The 22,417-nt window shown below is 62.2% G+C and carries 18 protein-coding genes; 11 read left to right on the forward strand and 7 right to left on the reverse strand.

Going from position 1 to position 22,417, the window contains the following annotated elements:
- The first annotated feature begins 3 nt into the window (after positions 1 to 3).
- The 6 genes from AC0GUR_RS08510 (at position 4) to AC0GUR_RS08535 (ending at position 7,999) form a co-directional block, all read left to right on the forward strand.
- Positions 4 to 309, forward strand: a complete 306-nt coding sequence (locus tag AC0GUR_RS08510; protein WP_472877028.1) for a YciI family protein — start codon at positions 4 to 6, stop codon at positions 307 to 309.
- The gene (locus AC0GUR_RS08515) at positions 306 to 569 is read left to right on the forward strand and encodes a BolA family protein (RefSeq protein WP_472877029.1); all 264 of its coding nucleotides are present in this window, start codon (positions 306 to 308) and stop codon (positions 567 to 569) included. The genes AC0GUR_RS08510 and AC0GUR_RS08515 overlap by 4 nt, the downstream gene beginning before the upstream one ends.
- A gap of 267 nt (positions 570 to 836) precedes the next feature.
- Positions 837 to 4,346, forward strand: a complete 3,510-nt coding sequence (gene smc / locus AC0GUR_RS08520) for a chromosome segregation protein SMC (protein ID WP_472877030.1) — start codon at positions 837 to 839, stop codon at positions 4,344 to 4,346.
- A 63-nt stretch (positions 4,347 to 4,409) separates the two neighbouring features.
- Positions 4,410 to 5,381, forward strand: coding sequence for a cell division protein ZipA (gene zipA / locus AC0GUR_RS08525; protein WP_472877367.1), 972 nt, complete (start codon positions 4,410 to 4,412; stop codon positions 5,379 to 5,381).
- Positions 5,382 to 5,550: 169 nt separating this feature from the next.
- Positions 5,551 to 7,122 carry a phospholipase D-like domain-containing protein gene (locus AC0GUR_RS08530; protein ID WP_472877031.1) on the forward strand — a complete coding sequence of 524 codons (1,572 nt, stop codon included), beginning with the start codon at positions 5,551 to 5,553 and terminating at the stop codon, positions 7,120 to 7,122.
- Between the two features lie 559 nt (positions 7,123 to 7,681).
- The gene (locus AC0GUR_RS08535) at positions 7,682 to 7,999 is read left to right on the forward strand and encodes a DUF2384 domain-containing protein (protein ID WP_472877032.1); all 318 of its coding nucleotides are present in this window, start codon (positions 7,682 to 7,684) and stop codon (positions 7,997 to 7,999) included.
- A 150-nt stretch (positions 8,000 to 8,149) separates the two neighbouring features.
- Here the strand turns inward: AC0GUR_RS08535 and AC0GUR_RS08540 are convergent, their stop codons facing one another.
- From AC0GUR_RS08540 to AC0GUR_RS08555, 4 genes are all read right to left on the reverse strand, one after another.
- Entirely contained in the window at positions 8,150 to 9,721 is a 1,572-nt protein-coding gene (locus AC0GUR_RS08540; RefSeq protein ID WP_472877033.1) for a PepSY-associated TM helix domain-containing protein, read from the reverse strand.
- Position 9,722: 1 nt separating this feature from the next.
- Positions 9,723 to 9,980, reverse strand: a complete 258-nt coding sequence (locus AC0GUR_RS08545) for a hypothetical protein (protein ID WP_472877034.1) — start codon at positions 9,978 to 9,980, stop codon at positions 9,723 to 9,725.
- Complete coding sequence (locus AC0GUR_RS08550) at positions 9,977 to 10,249, reverse strand: hypothetical protein (protein WP_472877035.1); 273 nt, start codon at positions 10,247 to 10,249, stop codon at positions 9,977 to 9,979. Before AC0GUR_RS08550 ends, AC0GUR_RS08545 begins: the two co-directional genes overlap by 4 nt.
- Before the next feature lie 86 nt (positions 10,250 to 10,335).
- The gene (locus tag AC0GUR_RS08555) at positions 10,336 to 11,193 is read right to left on the reverse strand and encodes a transporter (protein WP_472877036.1); all 858 of its coding nucleotides are present in this window, start codon (positions 11,191 to 11,193) and stop codon (positions 10,336 to 10,338) included.
- A gap of 420 nt (positions 11,194 to 11,613) precedes the next feature.
- On the opposite strand from AC0GUR_RS08555, the gene AC0GUR_RS08560 reads away from it, so the two are divergent.
- Together AC0GUR_RS08560 and AC0GUR_RS08565 are read left to right on the forward strand one after the other, a co-directional pair.
- Positions 11,614 to 13,092: a DUF1254 domain-containing protein gene (locus tag AC0GUR_RS08560; RefSeq protein WP_472877037.1), complete on the forward strand. Its 1,479-nt coding sequence runs from the start codon at positions 11,614 to 11,616 to the stop codon at positions 13,090 to 13,092.
- Positions 13,093 to 13,152: 60 nt separating this feature from the next.
- Positions 13,153 to 14,649 (forward strand): DUF1254 domain-containing protein, encoded by a 1,497-nt coding sequence (locus tag AC0GUR_RS08565; protein ID WP_472877038.1) that lies wholly within the window; start codon positions 13,153 to 13,155, stop codon positions 14,647 to 14,649.
- 22 nt (positions 14,650 to 14,671) lie between these two features.
- Here the strand turns inward: AC0GUR_RS08565 and AC0GUR_RS08570 are convergent, their stop codons facing one another.
- Positions 14,672 to 15,988, reverse strand: a complete 1,317-nt coding sequence (locus AC0GUR_RS08570; RefSeq protein ID WP_472877039.1) for an OprO/OprP family phosphate-selective porin — start codon at positions 15,986 to 15,988, stop codon at positions 14,672 to 14,674.
- A 271-nt stretch (positions 15,989 to 16,259) separates the two neighbouring features.
- Here AC0GUR_RS08570 and fabV point away from each other — a divergent pair, with 271 nt between their 5' ends.
- Both fabV and AC0GUR_RS08580 read left to right on the forward strand, forming a co-directional pair.
- Complete coding sequence (fabV, locus tag AC0GUR_RS08575; RefSeq protein WP_472877040.1) at positions 16,260 to 17,465, forward strand: enoyl-ACP reductase FabV; 1,206 nt, start codon at positions 16,260 to 16,262, stop codon at positions 17,463 to 17,465.
- A 151-nt stretch (positions 17,466 to 17,616) separates the two neighbouring features.
- Positions 17,617 to 19,035: a cryptochrome/photolyase family protein gene (locus AC0GUR_RS08580; RefSeq protein WP_472877041.1), complete on the forward strand. Its 1,419-nt coding sequence runs from the start codon at positions 17,617 to 17,619 to the stop codon at positions 19,033 to 19,035.
- A 1-nt stretch (position 19,036) separates the two neighbouring features.
- Here AC0GUR_RS08580 and AC0GUR_RS08585 read toward each other — a convergent pair whose 3' ends face one another.
- Both AC0GUR_RS08585 and AC0GUR_RS08590 read right to left on the reverse strand, forming a co-directional pair.
- The gene (locus tag AC0GUR_RS08585; protein ID WP_472877042.1) at positions 19,037 to 20,227 is read right to left on the reverse strand and encodes a cation:proton antiporter; all 1,191 of its coding nucleotides are present in this window, start codon (positions 20,225 to 20,227) and stop codon (positions 19,037 to 19,039) included.
- Positions 20,228 to 20,289: 62 nt separating this feature from the next.
- Positions 20,290 to 21,765, reverse strand: a complete 1,476-nt coding sequence (locus tag AC0GUR_RS08590) for an MFS transporter (protein WP_472877043.1) — start codon at positions 21,763 to 21,765, stop codon at positions 20,290 to 20,292.
- A gap of 238 nt (positions 21,766 to 22,003) precedes the next feature.
- On the opposite strand from AC0GUR_RS08590, the gene rnk reads away from it, so the two are divergent.
- Positions 22,004 to 22,414, forward strand: a complete 411-nt coding sequence (gene rnk / locus AC0GUR_RS08595; RefSeq protein ID WP_472877044.1) for a nucleoside diphosphate kinase regulator — start codon at positions 22,004 to 22,006, stop codon at positions 22,412 to 22,414.
- Positions 22,415 to 22,417: the final 3 nt, after the last annotated feature.

The raw sequence follows: 22,417 nt of genomic DNA on the forward strand, positions 1-22,417 counted from the left end.
TCCATGTGGTTTGCGATTATTGGCACGGACGTGCCCAACTCACTCGAACAGCGCAAGGCTGCCCGCCCGGCGCACATCGAGCGTTTGCAGAAATTGCTGGATGAAGGCCGCCTGCTGATCGCCGGCCCGTTTCCGGCGATCGAATCGGAGGATCCGGGTCCGGCCGGCTTTACTGGCAGCCTGATCCTGGCGGAATTCCCGTCGCAGGCGGATGCGGAAGCCTGGGCCAAGGCTGATCCGTATGTGGCGGCCGGCGTCTACGCCGACGTCAGCATCAAGCCGTTCCGCAAGGCGTTGCCCGCAGCATGAGCGCGCCGATGGTGGAGCAGATCCGCGAGCGCCTGCAGCAGGCGCTCGACCCGGTGGCGCTGGAAGTGCTGGACGAGGGTCACAAGCATGCCGGCCATGCCGGTGAAGGCAAGGGGCATTTTCATGTGCGCATCGTCAGTGCAGCCTTTGCCGGCCAGCTGTCGATCAAGCGTCACCGCCTGGTCTATGCCGCCGTGCAGGGGCTGATGGACAACGGCATCCACGCGCTCTCCATCGACGCCAAGGCGCCGGGCGAGTAAGCGCCGGGGGTTTTCGATCGTCGTCCCCGCGTAGGCGGGGACCCAGTGACTTTGGCTTTTTCGGCGACCCACATGGCACCGGATTTCCGCGTTTGCGGGGTTGGCCGCCAACGCCTGGGTAATAAATTGTTCTATAACATCGACTTGCGTTTCGGTGTTAAAGTGAAACATAGAGCCAGAACGCATTGCGGCAGGGACCTGCGTTTGGCACAGTGACCCATCGCCCGAATGCCTCGGGCCTCACCTTTTTTGGCTGCTGACGCCCGCATGCGCCTGACCACGATCAAACTCGCCGGTTTCAAGTCCTTTGTGGACCCCACCACTTTGCATTTGCCGACCAATATGACCGGCGTAGTGGGTCCCAACGGGTGCGGTAAGTCCAACATCATCGACGCCATCCGCTGGGTGATGGGCGAAAGCGCGGCAAGCCGTCTGCGCGGTGATTCGCTTACTGACGTGATCTTCTCCGGTTCCAACTCGCGCAAGCCGGTCGGGCAGGCAACGGTCGAGCTGATCTTCGACAACGCCGACGGCACCATCCAGGGCGAGTACGGCCAGTACGCCGAAATCTCAGTGAAGCGTCAGGTAACGCGCGACGGGCAGTCTGCGTATTTCCTCAATGGCGCACGTTGCCGCCGTCGTGACATCACCGATCTGTTCCTGGGCACCGGTTTGGGCCCGCGCAGTTACTCGATCATCGAGCAGGGCATGATCAGCCAGATCGTCGAGGCAGCACCCGACGAACTGCGCACGCATCTCGAAGAAGCGGCCGGCATCTCCAAGTACAAGGAGCGCCGCAAGGAAACCGAGAGCCGTATCAAGTCCACCCGCGAAAACCTCGACCGTGTACGCGACGTGCGTGACGAGGTCGACAAGCAGCTTGAGCACCTCAACCGTCAGGCTCGCGCGGCCGAGCGCTGGAAGGCGTTGAAGGAAGAGCAGACGCGCAAGGAAGCCGAACTGCGCGCACTCGAATATCGCGGCTTGAAGGGTCAGCACGACAAGGAAGGTTCTGGCCTGTCGGCGGCCGAGATAGAAATCGAAAAGCACGTCGCCACACAGCGCCATCACGAGGCGCAGATGGAGACGGTGCGCGAGCGCCACACCGAAGCCACCGAGCATCTGAACAAGGTGCAGGCCGAGGTCTACAAGGTCGGTTCCGAGATCGCCCGCGTCGAACAGCAGGTGCGTTTCAACCGCGAGACGGCCGACCGCCTGCAGCGCGCTCAGGGCGATACCGAACGCGAGCATGCCGAGCTGGCCGAACACATCGCCAATGATCGTACGCAGGTGGAAACCCTGCGGATGGCGCTGGCCGAAGGCGAACCCAAGCTTGAGTCGCTGCAGCAGATGCAGGACGACACGGGGGAATCGCTGCGTGAAACGGAGACCAAGCTGGCCGACTGGCAGCAGCGCTGGGACTCGCACACGCGTACCGCGGGTGAATCGAGCCGTGCCGCTGAAGTCGAACGCACCAAGCTGAACTATCTGGACCGCCAGGCCATCGACCTGTCGCGCCGCCGCGAAACATTGGAAGCCGAACAGAAGGCCACCGACGTGGCGGCGCTCGATGCCGCCGCTGAGCAGCTGCATGTCGAGCACGACACGCAGCGTGAGCGCGTGGAGTCCCTCGGCGGCCTGCTTGATCAGCACAAGCTCGCGCACGAAAAGGTGCAGGACGAAGAACGTCAGGTGCAGTCCTCGCTCAATGAGGCGCGTCAGCAATTGCAGACCGCACGTGGCCGTCAGGCCTCACTCGAAGCATTGCAGCACGCGGCACTGGGTCAAGAAGAGAGCGCCGCCAGTGGCTGGCTGGCCCGTCTCGGCCTGGACAAATCGCGCCGCCTCGGCGAATCGCTGCAGGTGGAGGCCGGTTGGGAAACTGCCGTGGAGACCGCGCTCGCTGGCTTCCTCGACGCCGTGCTGGTTGACGAGTCGCACGCACTCGCCAAGGAATTTGGCGCGCTCGAGAACGCCGACGTGGCGCTGGTGGATGGCTCCGAAGGCGGCGCCAACACGGCAGGTACGCTGGCGGCGCATGTGCGCGGGCCGGCGTCTGCCATTTCCATTCTTAATCACGTGTTGACGGCCGACTCGATTGAGCACGCACATCAGGTCGTTGCCGGGCTTTCCGCGCTGGCGCCGTACCAGTCGGTGATGACGCGCAACGGTGAGTGGCTGGGGCCGGGCTGGGCACGCGTCCGTCGCGCGCAGGGCAACCAGGTCGGTGTGCTGGCGCGCGAGCGCGAGATGCGCACGCTGGCCGACCAGATCCTTGCGCTGGAAGAGCGCATCGAAGAAGCCACCCAGACGCTGGATGATCTGCGCACCAGCAAGTTCGAGGCCGAACGCGCGCGCGACGACGCGCAGCGTGAGCTTTACAACGCCCATCGGCGTCAGTCGGAGCTGGCCGGTCAGGTGCAGAGTCATCGCGGCAAGATGGAAACCGCGCGCGCCCGCGCCGAAAAGGTGGCTGGCGAAATCAACGATCTGGTCAATCAGCTCGACGACCTGCAGACGCAGACGCGCGATGCGCGTGCGCGCCTGGACGAGTCCGTCGGCCACATGGGTGATCTGGAAGACCAGCGCCGCGAACTGGAAAACGAACGCCGCGCCTTGCTCGAAGCGCGTGAGGAAGCGCGTATGAACGCGCGTGAGGCGGCCGACCAGGCGCATGCGCTGGCGTTGTCGATGGAGTCCAAGCGTTCCTCGCTGACCTCGCTGGAGCAGGCGCTGGCCCGCATGGAAACCCAGCTGCGCCAGATCGACGCGCGTCGCAGCGAAATCACCGAGCAGCTGGCTGCCGGTACCGACCCCATTGCCGAGCTGGAAGCCGAGCGCCAGACCTACCTCGATCAGCGCTTGCTGGTCGACAAGCAGCTGGTGGACGCGCGTCGTGCGCTGGACGATTGTGATGGCGAGTTCCGCCGTCTTGAACATGAGCGTCAGCGCATTGAGCAGTTGCTCAATGGGCTGCGCGAAAACCTCTCGCAGAAGCGCCTTGCCGCCCAGGCCCTGCAGCTGCGTGCCGAACAGCTGGCCGAAGCCATCACCGCCTCCGGCCTCGAACTGGAACCGCTGCTGGCCGAGCTGGCCGAGAACGCCGACGCCAGCCAATGGCGCACGCAGCTCGTGGAAATCGGCCAGAAGATTGTGCGCCTGGAGCCGGTGAACCTCGCTGCGATCCAGGAACATGCTGAGCAGAGCGAGCGCAAGACCTATCTCGACAACCAGCTTGCCGATCTCACCAGCGCCATGGAGACGCTGGAAGCTGCCATCAAGAAGATCGACCGCGAAACGCGCCAACGCTTCAAGGAAACCTTCGACCGCGTCAACGCCGGCGTGCAGGAGCTGTTCCCACGTCTGTTCGGTGGTGGCCACGCCTATCTCGAACTCACCGGTGACGATCTGCTCGACACTGGCGTGGCGATCATGGCGCGTCCGCCGGGCAAGCGCGTGTCCAATATCACGCTGCTGTCCGGTGGTGAAAAGGCGCTCACCGCGGTGTCGCTGGTGTTTGCGATCTTCGGCCTCAACCCTGCACCGTTCTGCTTGCTGGACGAGGTGGACGCGCCGCTGGACGAAGCCAACGTGGGTCGCTTCTCCAACATGGTGAAGGAGATGAGCGAGAAGGTGCAGTTCATCTTTGTCAGTCACAACAAGGCAACCATGGAAGCGGCTTCGCAGTTGTGCGGCGTGACCATGCGCGAGCCGGGTGTTTCGCGACTGGTGCAGGTGGATCTCGCCGAAGCAGCTAAACTTGCGGGCGCAGCTTGAGGAACGACTATGACCGCGCAACCCGTACTTGCTTTTGCCTGGAATGCCGCCGTTGGCGTTCCGATGCTGATCGTTGGCCTGATCGTGCTCGCATTGATCTGGGTGTTCGGCCAGCCGAAGAAGGAGCAGGGCAAGCGGCGCGTGGTGCCCAATCCTTCCGGTGAGCGCCGCGAACCCACTTTCGGTGACGAGGGCGAGGTGCTGGACGAACCCTCGTTCAACGCGCACGACGATTTCCACATGGATCCGCTCGACGAGCGCAAGCCGCATCAGGGCGAGCTGGACGTGGGTCTGCGCGAAGAACTGGAGCGTCTCGGCGCGACGCTTGCCGGCGGCAAGGACAAGATGGAATCGGCGCCTATCGGCAAGCCGCAGGGCATTGCCGCTTCTATCGTCGACGCACTGCGCGCACCGCCGGAGAAGTTCGAGGAAAGTCTGGCCCATGCCACGAGTGCCGACCCTCTGGCACCGAAACACGTCGCCGAGCCGGCACCGATGATCGCCGCTGCCGCGCCCGCGTCGGCACCGGTAGCAGAAGCACCGCGCGTGCCGCCGCGCTCCGACGTCGGTCGTCGCCCGGAACGCCTGCCGGTCGAACGGATCGTCACCCTGTTCGTGGTGGCGCGCGAAGGCAGCGTGTTCAATGGTGCCGACCTTATCGTTGCCGCCGAAAAGACCGGGCTGGAATTCGGCGACATGGGCATCTACCACCGTCTGGTGGACGGCAAGCGCGAGCTGGGACCGATCTTCAGCGTGGCCAACATGCTCAAACCGGGCAACTTCGACCTGACCCGCGTCGATGTGCTGCGCACGCCGGGCCTGAGTTTCTTCATGACGCTGCCGGCACCCATCCCGGCGCTGGATGCATGGGACGCCATGCTGCCTACCGCGCAGCGTCTGGCCGAGCTGCTGGATGGTCAGGTGCTGGACGAGGAGCGCAATGCGCTGGGACGTCAGCGCGTGGCCCATATCCGCGACGAGTTGCGTGGCTGGGATCGCGACCACGAGGGCAAGGAAATCACCTTCGGGCGGTAAGCGGCCTTCGCTGCGGAACGTTTGAACGATAGCTCGGCAAGGAGCGAGCGCCATCGCAGCATCGGCGCCTCACTCCGGCCCCTCCCGGCAAGGGAGAGGGAGTAGTACAAGTACGTACAGCTTGTGCAGGGTCGCCGCTTCTCCCAGGTTCCACCTCAAGGAGATATGCATGACCGGGATATCGCTACGTCACCTTGCATGCCTCGGGCTGCTAGCGCTCGCTGCCTGCACCAATTCGCAGCTGCGCCTCGATTACCCCCGTGTCCCCAGTTCAATACTGCCCACCGAGGCGGATGCGCCACTGGTGGCGTATGCGACGCGTGTAACCGCGCCACATGGCCAGGACTCCGGTCTCCATTTGATCAGCGACGCCAACGATGCCTTGTTGGCCCGTATTGCACTGGCTGATCGTGCCAAGCACTCGCTCGACGTGCAGTACTACATCTTCGAAAGCGATGCGACCGGGGAATTGTTGGCGCAACACCTGCTTTCGGCAGCCAATCGTGGTGTTCGCGTCCGCCTGCTGCTGGATGATTTGCATGTGGCGGGCAATGACGAAGTGCTGCGCGCGCTGGATGGCCATCCCAACATCGCCATCCGGCTGTTCAATCCATTTCTGGAGCGCAACAACTCGCTTTGGGGCATAGGCAAGCAGTTTGCGGGAGATTTCTCGCGGCTCAACCGCCGTATGCACAACAAGGTGTTCATTGCCGACAGCGCGATGGCCATCATTGGTGGACGCAATATCGGTGATGCGTATTTTGATGCGAGCGGCAACGTCAACTTCCGCGACCTGGACGTCATGCTCATGGGTCCCGTGGTGCCGCAGATCGGGCAGGTTTTCGACCGCTATTGGAACAGTCCGCAATCGGTCCCTATCGGAGCCTTTCATCACGGTACGCCGGACCCTGCCGAGCTGGCCAAACTCAGTAACGCCCTGGCGCAGCATGCGCGCCAGTTCAGCCAGAGCAGCTACGCGCAGAACCTGGTGAGCCAGATGGGCAATATCGCCCATGAATCCTCCGACACCGATTGGGCGTGGGGGCCGACCACCTATCTCGCGGATGATCCCGACAAAGGCAATCCGGAGTTGAACAGCAAAGACCTGCACATGGGACCCGTGGTGCATGCGTGGGCGGACGGTGCCACGCAGCGGCTGACCTTGATCTCGCCGTACTTCGTGCCCGGCAATCGTGGCATGGGCTATCTGCAAAGCCTGCGTGACCGCGGCGTCGAAGTGGACGTTCTGACCAATTCACTGGCCTCTACCGATGCAGGCAATGTCTATCGCGCCTATTCGACCTACCGCCCGCCACTGCTGAAAGCCGGCATCCGCATCTACGAGCTGAAACCCGGCGCAACGCGTGAGCATGGCGGCAGCCACTTCTTCGGGTCTACTGCCAGCACCAGCAGCCTGCACGCCAAGGCCATTGTGGTGGATGACCAGCACGCCTTCGTGGGGTCGATGAACCTTGATCCGCGTTCGATCGACATCAATACCGAAGACGGTGTCATTGTCGACTCGCCAGTGCTCGCCAAAGCGTTGCTGCACATCTTTGCCGATGCCACCCAGCCCATACACAGCTATGAGGTGCTGCTGGACGGCAACGGCCGCGAGTACTGGCAGGCTACGCAGTCGAACGGCCAACTGATCCGTTTTGATCATGCACCGGAAACCACCTGGTGGCGGCGCTTCAAGATGGAGCTCAACGTTTTGCTGCCGATCGAAGACTTGCTTTGAACGATCGTTGCACGGCGCACTCGCGTTCTACGAAGCCGGCGCACGCTGCGGCTATGCTCGAATGACGGACGCAGTAAGCGTCACGCGGGAAAATCACAGAATGCGGTCCGCGCTGTTCGCCGAAGAGAGCGCAAGGCTCGCAGCGCTGTCCTCGATGACGATGGGAGCACCCGCAGGCTAGCGCAATGACACGCTAGTTGATGGCGAGGCAGAAGCCAGCATGGCTGAAGCCAGCGCGTGTTTTCGCGTGAGTGGAGGTCGCTCGGATCTGGTCAGCGAGGGCGGCGCCGATCCACACATGCTATGACCATTTCATAGCCTAGGGACGCTATCCAAAAGTCTTAGTCGGCAGCCTGGGGGAATTCACGCGAATTCAGCATTTGCTTCCGCATGATCCGGCCGCAAGGGCCCGAACGAATGGCTTCCGTCGCCGGGCGCGTGACATGAGTGTTACCAGGCACAGGGAGGGGCGATAGCGGTTCTCGCGTTTCTCCGGCCCCGGCGGGAGAACGCCGTGGACGGTGGGAGCGGACGGCGTAGGGGGAAAAGGGAGGAGCGTATGCGTAAAGTGACCATCAGGTTTCAGGACGTCGCCACCGAACTAGCCCAGATCAATGCCCAGCGCGACGGTGTGATGGAGCGCGCCTTTGCCATGCTCGAGCAGCGACACGGCACACTGGCCGCGATGCTGGTGCAGAGCCTGGGCGACCGGCAGCGTGCCGTACGCTGGATGTGCCGGCATCAGCATGCCTTTGATGGGCGCAGCGCCTACGAGCTGCTGGCCGACGGTGAAGAAGACACTGTGTGGGACGAGATCGCCCTGATGAGCGATGGCCCTACCGCTGCGCGGCTTAACGCGGTGCGCATGGCGTATTGAGTCGCTGCGCGACAGAGGCCGTCAGGGGCGTTCCATTCGCGGCACGCGTCGCCGCGAGGCAAAGCTCGTATTAATTTGCGATAGTCGCCTCCAGGGGCCCGCGAAGCCGTGCTATCCGCCGGTACCAAAAGTGCGAAGCGGTCGTGCCCCTCAGTGCGCGGACTCCGCGGAGGCAGGCAGCGCCCACACGCTGTTGGCGGTGCCATGGCATGCACGCCGCATGGCAGCGCGCGCAAAGCATGCGAAGACGACGCCGAGTGCAATGCCGGTCAGGTCTACGCCCAACACGCGCCAGCTCAACGGCGACGCACTAAGGACCATGGCGGGTGCATTGCTGATCAGGTCGATCATGGCGACGCCGCCAGTGAGTGCCGCCGTGGCCCACAGCAACTCCACCGTTGCTCGCGCAATGGGGCGCAGGCAGGCGTACACGCATGCGGTCAGGAAAAGGCCGTAGCAGGCGACACGCTGCGGCAGGCCGGCATCGATGCCCCAGCGTGCGGCGAACCAGGTAGCGGCGAAGGCGCCCGAGACGCCCAGGCAGGTACCGATGCACACGCCGATGGTGGCGCGCGCCATCACCTGCGTGCGTCGTGGTTGATCGGGGTGACGGCGCTTGCGTCGCGATTCGATCCACAGCAGGTTGCCGGAATAGAACAGGAATGCTCCGGCCAGTCCCAGCAAGAAATAAAGCCACTGCACTGCACGACCGCCAAAGCTGCCGAAGTGCAGGCCAAACAATGAGGCGTAGCTGATGCCGTTGAGGCTGTAGCGGTTTCCCACGTAGGTGGCGAGCACGCTGCCGTCGTGGGCAGACATGGCCACCGTGCCGTAGCTGCCCAGCGTGTGCTGCGAGAGTCCCCGCACTTCGGCCACCGCATTGCGATCGCCGTAATGCACGAAATGCAGATAGTCCGGCTCGAAAGTGGTGACGCCACTCGCCAATGCGGCAGCACGCGCGCGTTCCATCAGTGCGTCAGCCGAAAGCATGCTGGCCGGCGTGCCGCTGACGGTGACCGTGGGCGTGGTCTGCGTGGCCTTGCCGAAGGCATCGAGCAATTTGCCATCGAAGGCCACGGTATTGAGCGCAGCAAGCGTGATGGCGAACAAACAGAACAGCGCACCCGTCACCGCGAAAATCACATGAAAGGGCAGGCTGATGACGCCGATGGCGTTGTGTGCGTCCTGCCAGAGGCGTTTGATGTTGCGTCCCACGCGCAAGGCAAACAGATCGCTGACCAATTGCGGCAGATGGATGAGGATGCCGGATACCAAAGCCAAGCCATAAAGCACGCTGACGATGCCCATCAGGTAGAGACCCACTACCGGCAAACCCAGCGAGTCATGCAGGGCGTAGACGAAATCGGCCAACTCGTTCTGTGCCGCCTCGGCACGGGGCGCTTCCATCTGTTTCACGGTGGCAAAACGGGCGTGATCGCCGTCCTGCCAATACGCATACGCCGCATGCGAACTATCGGTAGGCAGCACGACACCGAAATCGTCGCGAGCGGCTGGGTGTTTGGCCAGCAGCTGCTGGATCAGCGTTTCGAGGGGTACCTCGGCATCCACGGCGCTGCGCCACGGTGGGTTTTGCCATGCCGCGATGTCGTCGTGGAATACGGTGAGTGCGCCGGCATAGAACGCGACAAACAACGCAAAACCAGCCAACAAGCCGGTCCAGGTATGCACGGTCTGATACGTGCGGATCGTGGCGGATTTCATCTCACACTCCGGCCATTCGCGCAGCCCACAACGTCATAAACACCGCGGCATTGGCGGCGCCAAGTGCCAGCCATGCCCGCGCGCCGCTGCGGAACATATACGTGCCCGCCATCACCGCGATCCACAGCGGAAAGAACAGAATCAGCGCCGGTACCACCCACGCCTCGCCGTGATTCGGCGAGACGTGCAGCGCGAGCGCAAGCAGGGCGGCAGCCAGGGGAAACCCCAGCAGGGTGCCGGCAAGGCAACGGGCCATCATGGCGCGCCGTTTTCCGCGCGAGCGCCACGCCACCAGGCGAGATACGGCAAGGCGACCCAGCTCAACATCAGCGTTGCCAGCGCCGCGGCGACGCCAGCGCCCATACCCGCCTCGTGCAGCCAACATCCCGTACCGGCCGCCAACAGCAACCAACCGATGCCACGAACGGTGGCGGGCAACGATTGAGAGCGCAGGCGTTGATGCTCACCGGTCAGGTAAACCAGCAGCGCACCTGAAAACATCAACAGCAAGGCAAAAGCGACAATCACACAGGCGTCCTGGGGCTCTAAGGTCCACTATTACTGAGAATAATTCTCATTAATAAATGGTGGGCCTGTCAAGCCAGCGTCGGACCTCAGCCTTCCGGCAGCAGCACTGTGGCTACCATGCGGAAGCCCCAGCCCTTCGCACTGCCTGGCGTGTCCTGCACCCAGTAGCGCACGCCACCGGTGAAGCTGACCGGCAGTTTGCCGACGCGCGTCAACTTCGCCACGGTAAGGTTCACCGGCACCACCCACTGGTGGTGTTTCCAGTCGTAGCTCGATTCGGCGTTGAGTCCGTAGGTCCACGCCTTCGGCGTGGTAAAGCTCAAAAAGGGCTGAATAAAGGTGCTGCTAATGTCCGGGTGCTTCGGATCGTTGCTGCGCACCGACGCGACCGACCAGATGTGGTTGGCCAACATGCCGTAGGTCCAGCCATGGGACTGCTTGAGCAGCACCGCCGTGGGGCCCAGGCCCCATTTCTTGCTACCCAGTAGCCCGTCGGTAGCGGTCGGGATAAGAAATGCAGGGCCCGCACCCCAGATGAGCCCGCTGCTGGTGGGTTTGGCAGGCGAGAAGAACAAACTCTGCGTGATGTCGCCCAGACCGCTCTGGTGACCTGATCCCGGAGAAATGTCTGATTGCGACACGACCGGAAGGATCGTGCGCGAGATCATGGTCCAGTCCTGATTCAAGTGAATCGGAATGACGGGCTGAAAGTTCAGATACGTTTTATGCCCGTCGTCCGCGGGGCCGATCTTCTGATCGTAGTTGAACTGGAAGGGCACGCTGATCAGGCTGGCCACGGGATTGGACAGCTTTTCCGCCAGCTCGGCGTTCGCCGACTGCTGGGCCTGTGCCCAACCCGGTGAGAACGCGCCCAAGGCGAGCAAAGCCAGCATCGCGACGTGCAGTGAATGCATCTTGCGTGGCGTCGTATGCGTACGAGACATCACTGATCTCCTTCGTGGTTGCCCGATCTGGCCTCAGACCTGTCGCGTGCACCTGGAGCGGCGCCGATGGCCAGCAGTCAGGTGCAAGGATGTTTTGCTGCGCGCTGCGCGAACAGCGAAGAAATACTTAGATCTTCTCGCGGCTGCACAGGGTGACTGGGTCACGGAGCGGCTGTATGGCGTCGCGCGCCAGACAATCGGTCAGGTCATCCACGTGCTGAAGAAGAGGGCATCACCTTCGCCGTGCCGGGTTCAGTTGACTTGTTTGGCTCTACGTAGTTCTACCAAGCGAACCTGCGTAGTTTCGCGATTGTCTCGCAGGCGTGCCCTCACCGAAGCTTCAGGCTGACGCCAGCCATGTGAGCAAGTCTCATGAAGATGGAACGGATGCCGCGCCCGCTGTTTCTCGGTGTAGCGCTCATGTCTGCACTGCTAACCGTGGATGGAGCACACGCCAGCGACCCCAAGGCGCCGCATCTGAAAATGACGACGCCCATTCCTGCGCAAATCACCACGCCGGCGCAGGTGGAAACCAGCATCGGCACATTGCATTACACCGATGGCATTCCCTCGGCTGAGACGGCCAGGAACGTGTACGACAATCTCGACACCATCCGCGCCACCGAGGTGTTTCTCAACGGCATTCCTGGTGCATCGATGGCGGCTATTCGAGCCGGCCTGCGCAAGGCGGGCGCGGTGGATGGGACCATTGGCGTGTTCGAAAACCTGATGGATTCGAAGTCGCTGTTTCTCACCGCCAACACCGAAACCATCTATTTCTGGAGCTGGATGGATCTGAAGAACGGGCCGGTCGTGGTGGAAACGCCGCCCAACATTCTCGGTGTGGTGGATGACTTCTGGTTTCGCTATGTCACCGACATGGGCAACGCGGGACCGGACAAAGGGAAGGGCGGCAAGTACCTGTTCGTGCCGCCGGGCTATCAGGGCGAGATTCCCTCAGGCTATTTCGTCGTCAAGCCCCCGACCTTCGGCAATCTGCTGTTTGGTCGCGCCTTCATGAAGGACGGCGATCCCAAGCCGGGTGTGGCCAGTCTCAAGCGGGGGCTGCGCGTGTACCCGCTTGCCAAGGCCTCTGCGCCGCCGGAGAACCATTTCATCAACCTCTCCGGCACGGTGATGAATACGGTGCATGCCAACAACATCGAGTTCTATGACGAGATCAACCAGATCGTGCAGGAGGAACCTGCCGGTGCCTACGGCCCGGATATGACGGGACTGTTCGCGTCGATCGGTATGGTGAAGGGCAAGCCATTCGCGCCCGATGAGCGCATGAAGAAGATCCTTGCCGACGCGGTGGCGATCGGGAATGCATCGGCGCGCGCCATTGATTTCCGCAATCGCGACAAGGCCGCACTCATCTATCCGGACCGCCACTGGAACACGCCCTTCATTGGCGGAAGCTACGAATGGCTCAATGAAGGGGCGCGCAACTTTGACGCCCGCACCATGTTCTTCTACGCGGCCACCATCGACACGCCGGCCATGGCCGTGGCCATGCCGGGCATCGGTTCGCAGTACGCCGCTGCCAACCTGGACGGCAAGGGGGAGCCATTCGATGGTGCCAAGACCTATCGCCTGCACGTGCCGGCCAAGGTGCCGGTGAAGGATTTCTGGTCGGTGGTGGTCTATGACCCGCAAACGCGCTCGATGCTGCAGACCGATCAGCAGTTCCCGAGTCTGTCCAGCGCACGCGGCCTGAAGGTCAACGCCGACGGTACGACGGATATCTACTTTTCGCCGCAACAACCCAAAGACGCCGCCAACTGGATAGAGACGGTGCCCGGCAAGGGCTGGTTCCTGATCTTCCGGCTTTATGGCCCATTGCAGGCGTGGTTCGACAAGCGGTGGCAGTTGGAAGACATCCAGCCGGTCAATTGAACGCGTCACTCCGTCTGTTGCTGCCCTGCCTGACTGTACTTTCGACGAGGAACCCACGTCATGAAGAATCACCACACCCGTTTGCTGCCCTTTGCAACCGTCTCTGTGGCGTTGTCACTCTATGCCGGCATATCGATGGCGCAAAGCAAAGATGCCAACGGTTGGCTCGACAATGATCATCTGCAGACGCGCTACGGATCGCTGGAATTCAGGGGCGGCTACCCCTCGGCAGATACCAGCCAGCGTTTGCGCGAAGCGATCACCGTCAATCGCGCTGTTGAGGTTTACATGGCGCAGATGCCAACCGTGTCCTGGTATGCCGTATGGAAAGGCACGGCCGAAGCGGGTGATAAACAGTCCAATCAGATCATCATCTGGGAGAACTTGATGGACGCCCAGACGCTGTTGCTCACCGGCAATACCGAAACTGTCTACGGGCTCGGCGCCATCGACTTGCGCAAGGGTCCAGTGGTCGTTGAAGTACCTCCGAAAATGCTCGGCGGTTTTAGCGACATTCGCCAGACGGAGATTCTCGGTATTGGTCCGACAGGCGCGGACAAGGGGCTGGGTGGCAAAGTGTTACTCCTGCCACCCGGTTACAAAGGCAATGTTCCCGGCGGCTACATCGTCGGGCACTCGCCCACCTTTCGCGTGGTGTTCGGTGTGCGCGGATTTCTCGTCGATGGCAAGACAGATGAAGCCGTCGCGTTGATGAAGAAAGCCCATATCTATGCGCTCGCTGACGCCGGGGCTCCCCCCGTTCAGGCCTTCATCAATGGCTCCGGCAAGGAAATCAAAACCGTATTCCCTGATACCGAAGCCTTCTTTGATGATCTTGGCCGCATCGCACAGGACGAACCTGCAGATATCTTCACCACCTCTGATCGCTTTGCCATGGCGAGCATAGGCATCGAAAGCGGTAAGCCTTTTCAACCAAGTGAAGCACAGCGCAAGTTGCTGGGCGAGGCAGCGCGTCTTGGCGGCGCGTATGCGCGTGTCAACGGCTTTGATTCCCAGGATCCTGCGCGACTGGTCTATCCAGATCGGAAGTGGGAGTGGATCTTCGTAGGCGGCAGCGCCACCTGGGATGCACAAGGTTTTGTCAATTCGGACCGTCGCGCGGCTTTCGCCTATTCGGCGATTGGTATGTCGCCGGCCATGGCCTCGAAGGCCGTTGGCGTGGGCTCTCAATACATCTGGGCCGTGCGCGACAAACAGGGCACCTTCCTGGATGGCGCTAAGAGCTATCACCTGCACATTCCGCCCAACGTTCCGGTAAAAAACTTCTGGTCAGTGGTGGTGTATGACGCCGTTACCCGTTCGCTGTTGCGCAATGGCCAGAAGTTTCCGACGGTAAGCCAGTATTCGGGTGCCGAGAAGAACGCAGATGGCTCTTACGATATTTACTTCGGTCCGAAGGCCCCTGCTGGCAAAGAGAAGAACTGGATCGAAACGGTGCCAGGCCGAGGCTGGTTCACGCTTATGCGCTTTTATGGTCCGCTGCAGCCCTTCTTCGATCTGAGCTGGAAGCCGGACGATATCGAAGGGGTCAAGTAGGTGTTCATTCGTGGGGCGCTGCCTAGAACTGATACTGCAGTCGCCCCACGATGGCGGTGGGATGCTTGCCGTCGGCGGGATCGCCCGGCTTGTTGAGGTTCAGCGCGTGCACCAGGTTGGCGGACAGGCGCAGGGATTTGTCGAGGTACCAATTGACTCCCACACTTAGGTTGGCTTCCTTGCCACCCATCACGTCTCGATCGTTGAGGTCGGTATTGCTGAGGCGCACGGCGAGCTCCAGCGCGCCGCCGCCACGACCGTTCCATGGGGAGTTGGGCACCACCGGGCCGAAGGTGGCGTTGCTTGCGCGATAGGGGCGGCTTTCGCCGGTGAGCATCCAGCTGGCGAAGGCGTACCAGCCGGCGAAACGTAGCGTGGGCAGCCCGTCGTCACGCTGCACGTGGGCCATCATGTACTCCGCTTGCCAGGAGAACGGACCTTCGACATGAGCAGCCTCCAGTCCAAAACGCTGCACCTGGTTCGACTCCTTGATGGTGCCCGTGTCGAGGAAGTCCGGACTGGTGGACAGCGCGACCTCCGGAGGCGATTTGAATCGCTGATTGTTGCCGGATCCCAGATTGCGCGTGGAATAGTCGACCGCCAGGTGATAAGACCCCTCGTTGGTCTGCAGTGCATAGGCCAGTCGCCCGGTAAGGGCGACACCTCGCTGTTTCTGGTCTTCGTCCTTGGCGCCGGCGGTGAAGAAGCCGTAGGTCCATATCCAGGGGCCGTGATAATCGCTTGAGCTGATGCCGACGCTTCGACTCGGGGCGAGCGCAGTGGTGGTGGCACGTTCGAGGAAGGTGGTGTTTTTGAAGCTGCCGAATTGCTCAAGCCCAAACGGCTCTTGCTGGTTGCCGATGGTAAGTACGCCGAAGTGCTCCGTTTGTTTGCGCACATAGACGTCCTTGAACTCGAAGTGCTTGTCCACCAGCTGGGCGTCGGCGTAGAGCAGCCAGTCCAGCCAAAGCTTATGCGTCAGGTTGATGTCGAGGCGGCGCAGGCTCAACTCAGAGCCTCCCAGCCCGTTGCCTGTGTAGGCGGCAGCGTCGACCATCGCATAGCCATGGATCTGAGTGTGAGTCAGGGGCGTGTCGATGCCACCATCGAGAGGGCGCATCAGCGTAAGTTTGCGTAGTGCGGTGAGGTTCTCGCCGTTCGCCGGCGGTGTCGCTGATGACGAGGCGTCGGTCGACGGGGCTGTAGACGGCGTGGCATCTACCGGCGACGTGGGCCTGGATGGCTGATTGACGCAGCCCGAAGCGAGCGCGCAAGCGAGGCTCGCTGCAATCAACGCAGTGAGCTGCCGCGTCGATGATCTACGCCCGACTTCGCCCATGGTTCCCCGTTTATCCTCAGTCCTTTGTTGCCGATGGTGACTCTGCTGGTCGCCTTTATCCCTGCAGCCGCTATTCATAGTGCTGTGATTGTGAAATCGCAGTCTGTATGTGTGCTGTTCGTGAACGAGTAGGCGGACTGCCCGACATGGCATCAGGGCTGCCGTGGCCGACCACAAAGCGGGTCCTTGGCTCCGAACCTCCCTACGGCAGCGCATGGCCGGCCACGCGGGTTAAGATGGCGGTTTGTACTGCCCTCTCAGGAGTCTTCGAGTGATCATCAACCCCAAGGTGCGTGGTTTTATCTGCGTGACGGCCCATCCGGTCGGGTGCGAGCGCAACGTGCTCGAACAGATCAACATCACCAAGGCGCAGGGTGACCTGGGCGAGGGCCCCAAGCGCGTGCTGGTCATCGGCGCGTCCACCGGCTACGGCCTGGCCTCACGCATCACGGCGGCCTTCGGCTACGGCGCGGACACCCTGGGCGTGTTCTTCGAAAAGCCCAGCAGCGAGAGCAAGCCGGGTACGGCGGGCTGGTACAACGCGGCGGCATTCGACAAGTTCGCGAAGCAAGCCGGCCTCTACAGCCGCTCGATCAATGGTGACGCGTTCTCCAATGAAACGCGCGCGCGTGCCATCGACATGATCAAGAACGAGATGGGCGGCAAGATCGACCTCGTCGTCTATTCGCTCGCCTCGCCGGTGCGCAAGCTGCCGGACACCGGCGAGCTGGTGCGTTCGTCGCTCAAGACCATCGGCGAGACCTTTACGGCCAACTCGGTCGACACCAACCGTGACACGGTGATTCAGGCCTCGGTGGAGCCGGCGACCGAGCAGGAGATCAAGGACACCGTCACCGTCATGGGCGGCGAGGACTGGAAGCTCTGGATCGACGCACTGAGCAACGCCGGCGTGCTCGCCGATCATGCCAAGACGGTGGCCTACAGCTACATCGGTACCGAGATCACCTGGCCGATGTACTGGCACGGCACGCTGGGTCAGGCCAAGCAGCATCTGGACAACACGGCCAAGCAACTGATCGCCGAGCACAAGGCCGAACATCTCGACGCTTACGTGGGCGTGATGAAGTCGGTGGTGACGCAGGCGAGCGCGGCGATCCCCGTGCTGCCGCTCTACATCGCCATTTCCTTCCGCGTCATGAAGGAGAAAGGCATCCACGAAGGCACCATCGAACAGATCAACCGCCTGTTCCGCGATCGCATGTACCGCAAGGATCACAAGGCGCCTGAGCTCGACAACGATGGTCGCCTGCGCCTGGACGACTGGGAGCTGCGCGAGGATGTGCAGCAGGTCTGCAAGGCGCTGTGGCCGACCATCACCACCGAAAACCTCAATCAGCTGACGGACTACGCCGGCTACAAGCACGACTTCCTGCGCCTGTTCGGCTTCGACCGTGACGACGTGAATTACCAGGAAGAGGTTGAGGCCGACCGCCGCTTCGACGTCGTCGAGCTCTGATGCGACATGCGGGATGCCGCCACTGGCGGCATCCCCTTCGGTACATATCTCCAGCCCACCGTGACTGCCAGCAGCAAGCACTGTCGGTTACTCCCCGTGGCGGAACGGAAGCCGGGCATACTTCGGTACCCTTTCTCCATATGCGTTCGCGATGAGTACAGCCATCGTCTGGTTTCGCCGGGACCTCCGCCTCGCCGATCATCCGGCGCTCAGTGCGGCTGCTGTGGCGCACGAACGCGTTCTTCCGCTCTATATCCACGCCCCCGACGAGGACGGCTTATGGCCGCCTGGCAGTGCGAGTCGATGGTGGCTTCATCATTCCCTTTTCAGCCTCGACCTGAGCTTGCGTGAGCGCGGCAATGCGCTGCACCTGGCACAAGGGGACAGCCTGCACGTGCTTTTCGATCTGATCGAGCGCACGGGCGCCAGCGCGGTGTACTGGAGTCGCCAGTACGAACCCTCGGCCATGGCGCGCGACACCCTCATCAAATCGGCGTTGCGCGAGCGAGGTATCGAGGCGCATAGCTTCAACGCGTCCTTGTGGTGCGAGCCGTGGCAGATCGAGACGAAGCAGCAGGGACCCTATAGCGTCTTCACTCCCTTCTGGCGGAACCTTCGCACGCGCCTCGACGCAGCAAAGCCCTTGCCGGCACCTTCATCGTTGCGTGGCGTGGTCGTCGAGGGAAGCCTGCCGCTGGAGGCACTCCGACTGCTCCCATCGATTCGCTGGGACATTGGCCTGCAAGAGACATGGCAGCCGGGAGAGCAGGGTGCGCGCGAGCTGCTGGATATCTTCATGGATGATGCGGCGGGTGATTACGCGCAGTCTCGTGATTTTCCTGCGCGTCACGGAACCTCCCACCTTTCGCCCCATCTGCATTTCGGTGAGATATCGCCGGGGCAGATCCATCATCTGTTGGCGAATGGGGCCGCAGCCATCGAGGTACGCCAGCGCCCCGATATCGAGCCTTATCTGCGCGAGCTGGGCTGGCGCGAATTCGCGCATCACTTGCTATACCACTTTCACGACACGCCCACGGAGAACTTCAACAAGCAGTTCGACAAGTTTCCCTGGGTCGACAACGATGCGTCATTCCTCGAGCGCTGGCAGCAGGGGAAGACGGGCGTCCCCCTGGTGGACGCCGGCATGCGCGAGCTCTGGCATACCGGATGGATGCACAACCGCGTGCGGATGATTGTCGCCAGCTTCCTTACCAAAAACCTGAGGCAGCACTGGCTTCATGGTGCGCGATGGTTTTGGGATACGCTGGTCGATGCGGACCTCGCCAACAACACGTTGGGCTGGCAGTGGGTGGCCGGTAGCGGCGCCGATGCCGCGCCGTATTTTCGCGTATTCAATCCGGCGACACAGGCGCAGAAATTCGATCCGCAGGGACTTTATCTGCGTCGCTGGCTGCCTGAGTTGTCTTCGGCGCCGCTACCCCTGTTGTTCGAGCCCTGGAAGGATCCCGGGCTGCTGCGTCGCAGTGGTTATCCTGCACCCATGCTTGATCTTGGCGAGACGCGTCTGGCGGCGCTCGATGCGTGGCGCGTGATGCGCAGCGCGTAGTTCAGCCGGGCTTGTCGGCTGAGGTGTCGGGTCGCCGAAGCAGCCAGGCGAGCACGGGCGGCGTCACCATGGCAGTGAGCAACGACATCGCCACGATAATGGCGTAAATCTGGTCGGTGAATACGCCGGCGGTCAATCCCAGACTGGCTATCACGACACCCACCTCGCCGCGCGGCACCATGCCGAAGCCCACGATGAGGGCGCTGCGCGAGCGCAGTGACAATGCACCGAGGTAGCCGCCGATCAGCTTGGAAGCAATGGCGATCAGGGTGACCACCAGCAACATCACGTCAGCCTCCCAGCTTGCCAGCTGATGCAGGTCGATCTTGCTGCCGGTGACAACAAAGAAGATCGGTGTGAGCAGGGCCAGCAAGGGTTGCGTCTGCTTTTCCAGTGTGTGCTGCTGGCGCGTTTCGGAGGCGATCATGCCGGCGAGAAAGGCACCGATGATGGCCGCCAGGCCAAACAAGGTGGAGACATAGGCAAGGCCAAGGCACAACGCCAGCACGATGGCGAGTGCTGAGTGAGGGCTGCGCGGCTTGTCCAGCCAGCTTGAATTCCATCGCATCATGCGGGCGCCGCCAAAGCCGATGATGGCGATAAAACCGATGGCGCCGGCCAGCACGGCCAGCAGATGGACCAGATCCACGCCTTCGCCGCCTTGCAGCGATACCACCACACCCAATAGCAACATGGCGAGAATGTCGTCGATCACGGCAGCGCCCAGGATCACTTTGCTCTCGGTGCGTTGCAGTGCACCGAGTTCCTGAAGCACGCGCGCAGTGATGCCGGCCGAGGTGGCCACGAACGCAGCTGCAATAAACAGCGAGCGGCTCCAGTCAAAACCATTGCCGTGAGCCCACACGCTTCCCATCGCAAACGGCACCACCACACCAAGCACACCCACCAGGAAGGCGACTTTGCCGACCTTCTTCAGATCTTCCAGGCGCGTTTCCAGGCCCACGGAAAACAGCAGCAGCACGACGCCGATTTCTGCCAGCACATCCAGTGGCGTGCCCGCGGCGATCAGGTCAGGCGCAATCCAGCCAAGCACGGAAGGGCCGATCACGCAGCCGGCCGCGATTTCGCCCACCACGCCGGGAAGCTTGAGGCGCTGCGCGATCTCGCCGCCAATCTGGGCGGCGATGAAAACGATGAAGAGCGTGAGCAGGATGTCGCTGGCGTGGTGCATGGAGAAGAGCCGGCCCGTGATCAGGTCTGGTGCATGCTACATGCTGGATGCGCGACTCGTCCCTAACCGGCAGCTTGCCTTGATCGCGGCGAGACATTGCTCTCCAGTCGACTGAACACCCAGCTTGCCGTGGCCGTGACGATGCCCAGCAGCAATACCGTCCAGCGGAAGGCAGGAATGTAGTCCTCGTGCGCGTGCCCTTTCAGCAGGGCTTCCATCAGCAGCGACGCGAGTGCGATGCCAAAGCTCATCGACAGGTATTGCGCGGTCGATGCCATCGATGACGCCTGTGAAGCGTATTTCACATCCAAATCGTTGTAGATCAGCGTGTTCATGGCGGTGTACTGCATGCCCATGAAGCCGCCATAGATAAACACCATCAGGGCAATCACCCACATCGGCGAACCCTTGCCAAGCAGGGCGAACGAAGCAAGCAAGACGGCGACGATCAGCGTGTTGGAAAACAGCAGATTGCGGTAACCGAAGCGGTTGAGCAGACGATTGATGAACCACTTGGCGCTGATCGAGCCAAGCGCCTGCGGCACCATCATCATGCCGGCCATCAACGGCGACCAGCCACAACCGACCTGCAGAAACAGCACGAGCAACAGGAACATGCCCGACACGCCCAGTCGCGTGAACAGGTTGCCCGCCAGCGACACCCACACGCTGCGCACGCGCAGCAGATTAAGATCGGCGACGGGGTGATCGGCGCGTCGGCTGTGCCACACGTAGGCGGTGCCGAATACGATGGCCAGCGCGCCGTAAATCGCTATCGACACCCAGCGCCCACCGCCACCGCTGGCAACTTCGGACGCGGTCAGCAACATGGACGACGCAGCGGCGAACAGCAGAAAGCCAAAGATATCGAAGCGGGGCGGCTCATCGAGCCGGTAGTCGGGCATGTCGCGTCGATTCATCCACATGCCGATCACGCCCACTGGCACGTTGATAAGGAAGATCAGTCGCCATGAGGTGTACTGCGCCAACGCGCCGCCCAGCAGTGGGCCAAGTACCGAGCCCAGCAGGCCCACGGTGGCCACGGTACTCATGGCCCTGACGAATTCACGCTTGTCGATGCTGCGCACGAGCACGTAACGACCCACCGGCATCAACGCGGCACCGCCGAGGCCTTGCAGCACGCGTGCTGCCACCAGTTGCGGTAGCGTCTGGGCGATGCCGCACAACAGTGAGCCGATGGTGAAGGTGGCGATGGCCGCGGCGAAGATACGTCGTGTGCCGAAGCGGTCGCACAGCCAGGGGCTGGCCGGAATGAAAATCGCCAGTGTCAGCACGTAGCTGGTCAAGGCGGTGCGCATGCCCAGGGGTGTGACATTAAGCGCATCGGCCATGGCGGGCACGGCGGTGTTGACGATGGTGGAGTCCAGCGCCTGCATGAAGAACGCCGCAGCCACCAGCCAGATCAGGCCACGGTAACGCTCACGGGATGATGCGGCCGGCGTCGCGGGAGCTGGCGCCTCATCGCTCGGAGGCGGATGGGGGAGGTTGGCCTCAGGGGCGGCGAAGTTTTCTGGCATGCCTCTCCATGATACCTGCTATGACAGCTTGCTTTTGTGCGCTGTCATGTCCACAGTCGTTCCCTTATCATCTTAAAGTCTGCGTGTTCGCTTCACGTCAATGGCCGCAAGGCTGGCGGCGCCACCGTTGCGAACGGACGTTGATCGCTATGCGGTCACTTATGGACCAGGCGCGCTGGGGCGGTTCCGTCCCGGCGCGTCGTCTTTTGTGATCGCCTGTACGAAGACAGGAGTCAGCATGAGCACCAAGCCCGCCATTGTCATTTCCCGCCTGGACATCGAGCGTATCGAGGCCCTGCTGGAGCGCATGCCGCACACGCAGGCGACCCAGTACGACGCGCTGCGCGCGGAGCTGGACCGTGCCGATGTGGTGGAGCCGTCGGCCATGCCGGCCGATGTGGTGACCATGAACTCCGTGGTGACGTTCAAGGACGAGGATTCCAGCGATGAGCTGACCATCAGCCTGGTCTACCCCTCGGGCGCCGGCGTGCCCGGCACGGTGTCGATCCTGGCGCCGGTGGGCAGCGCCCTGCTGGGGCTGCGGGTGGGGCAGCAGATCGCGTGGCCCACACCCGATGGCCGCAAGCGCACCCTGCGCGTGCTGGAAATCGAGTATCAGCCCGAAGCCTCGGGCGATCTTCACCGTTGACGC

It is taken from the genome of Dyella sp. PARNA 12/25 (genome assembly GCF_055702865.1).

Coding starts and splice junctions, on each gene's coding strand:
- smc (WP_472877030.1), top strand. CDS start 837: ATGCGCCTGACCACGATCAAACTCGCCGGTTTCAAGTCCTTTGTGGAC.
- AC0GUR_RS08570 (WP_472877039.1), bottom strand. CDS start 15,988: ATGGGCGAAGTCGGGCGTAGATCATCGACGCGGCAGCTCACTGCGTTG.
- AC0GUR_RS08555 (WP_472877036.1), bottom strand. CDS start 11,193: ATGTCTCGTACGCATACGACGCCACGCAAGATGCATTCACTGCACGTC.
- AC0GUR_RS08560 (WP_472877037.1), top strand. CDS start 11,614: ATGTCTGCACTGCTAACCGTGGATGGAGCACACGCCAGCGACCCCAAG.
- rnk (WP_472877044.1), top strand. CDS start 22,004: ATGAGCACCAAGCCCGCCATTGTCATTTCCCGCCTGGACATCGAGCGT.
- AC0GUR_RS08580 (WP_472877041.1), top strand. CDS start 17,617: ATGAGTACAGCCATCGTCTGGTTTCGCCGGGACCTCCGCCTCGCCGAT.
- zipA (WP_472877367.1), top strand. CDS start 4,410: ATGCTGATCGTTGGCCTGATCGTGCTCGCATTGATCTGGGTGTTCGGC.
- AC0GUR_RS08565 (WP_472877038.1), top strand. CDS start 13,153: ATGAAGAATCACCACACCCGTTTGCTGCCCTTTGCAACCGTCTCTGTG.
- AC0GUR_RS08535 (WP_472877032.1), top strand. CDS start 7,682: ATGCGTAAAGTGACCATCAGGTTTCAGGACGTCGCCACCGAACTAGCC.
- AC0GUR_RS08510 (WP_472877028.1), top strand. CDS start 4: ATGTGGTTTGCGATTATTGGCACGGACGTGCCCAACTCACTCGAACAG.
- AC0GUR_RS08590 (WP_472877043.1), bottom strand. CDS start 21,765: ATGCCAGAAAACTTCGCCGCCCCTGAGGCCAACCTCCCCCATCCGCCT.
- AC0GUR_RS08540 (WP_472877033.1), bottom strand. CDS start 9,721: ATGAAATCCGCCACGATCCGCACGTATCAGACCGTGCATACCTGGACC.
- AC0GUR_RS08585 (WP_472877042.1), bottom strand. CDS start 20,227: ATGCACCACGCCAGCGACATCCTGCTCACGCTCTTCATCGTTTTCATC.
- AC0GUR_RS08530 (WP_472877031.1), top strand. CDS start 5,551: ATGACCGGGATATCGCTACGTCACCTTGCATGCCTCGGGCTGCTAGCG.
- AC0GUR_RS08545 (WP_472877034.1), bottom strand. CDS start 9,980: ATGATGGCCCGTTGCCTTGCCGGCACCCTGCTGGGGTTTCCCCTGGCT.
- AC0GUR_RS08515 (WP_472877029.1), top strand. CDS start 306: ATGAGCGCGCCGATGGTGGAGCAGATCCGCGAGCGCCTGCAGCAGGCG.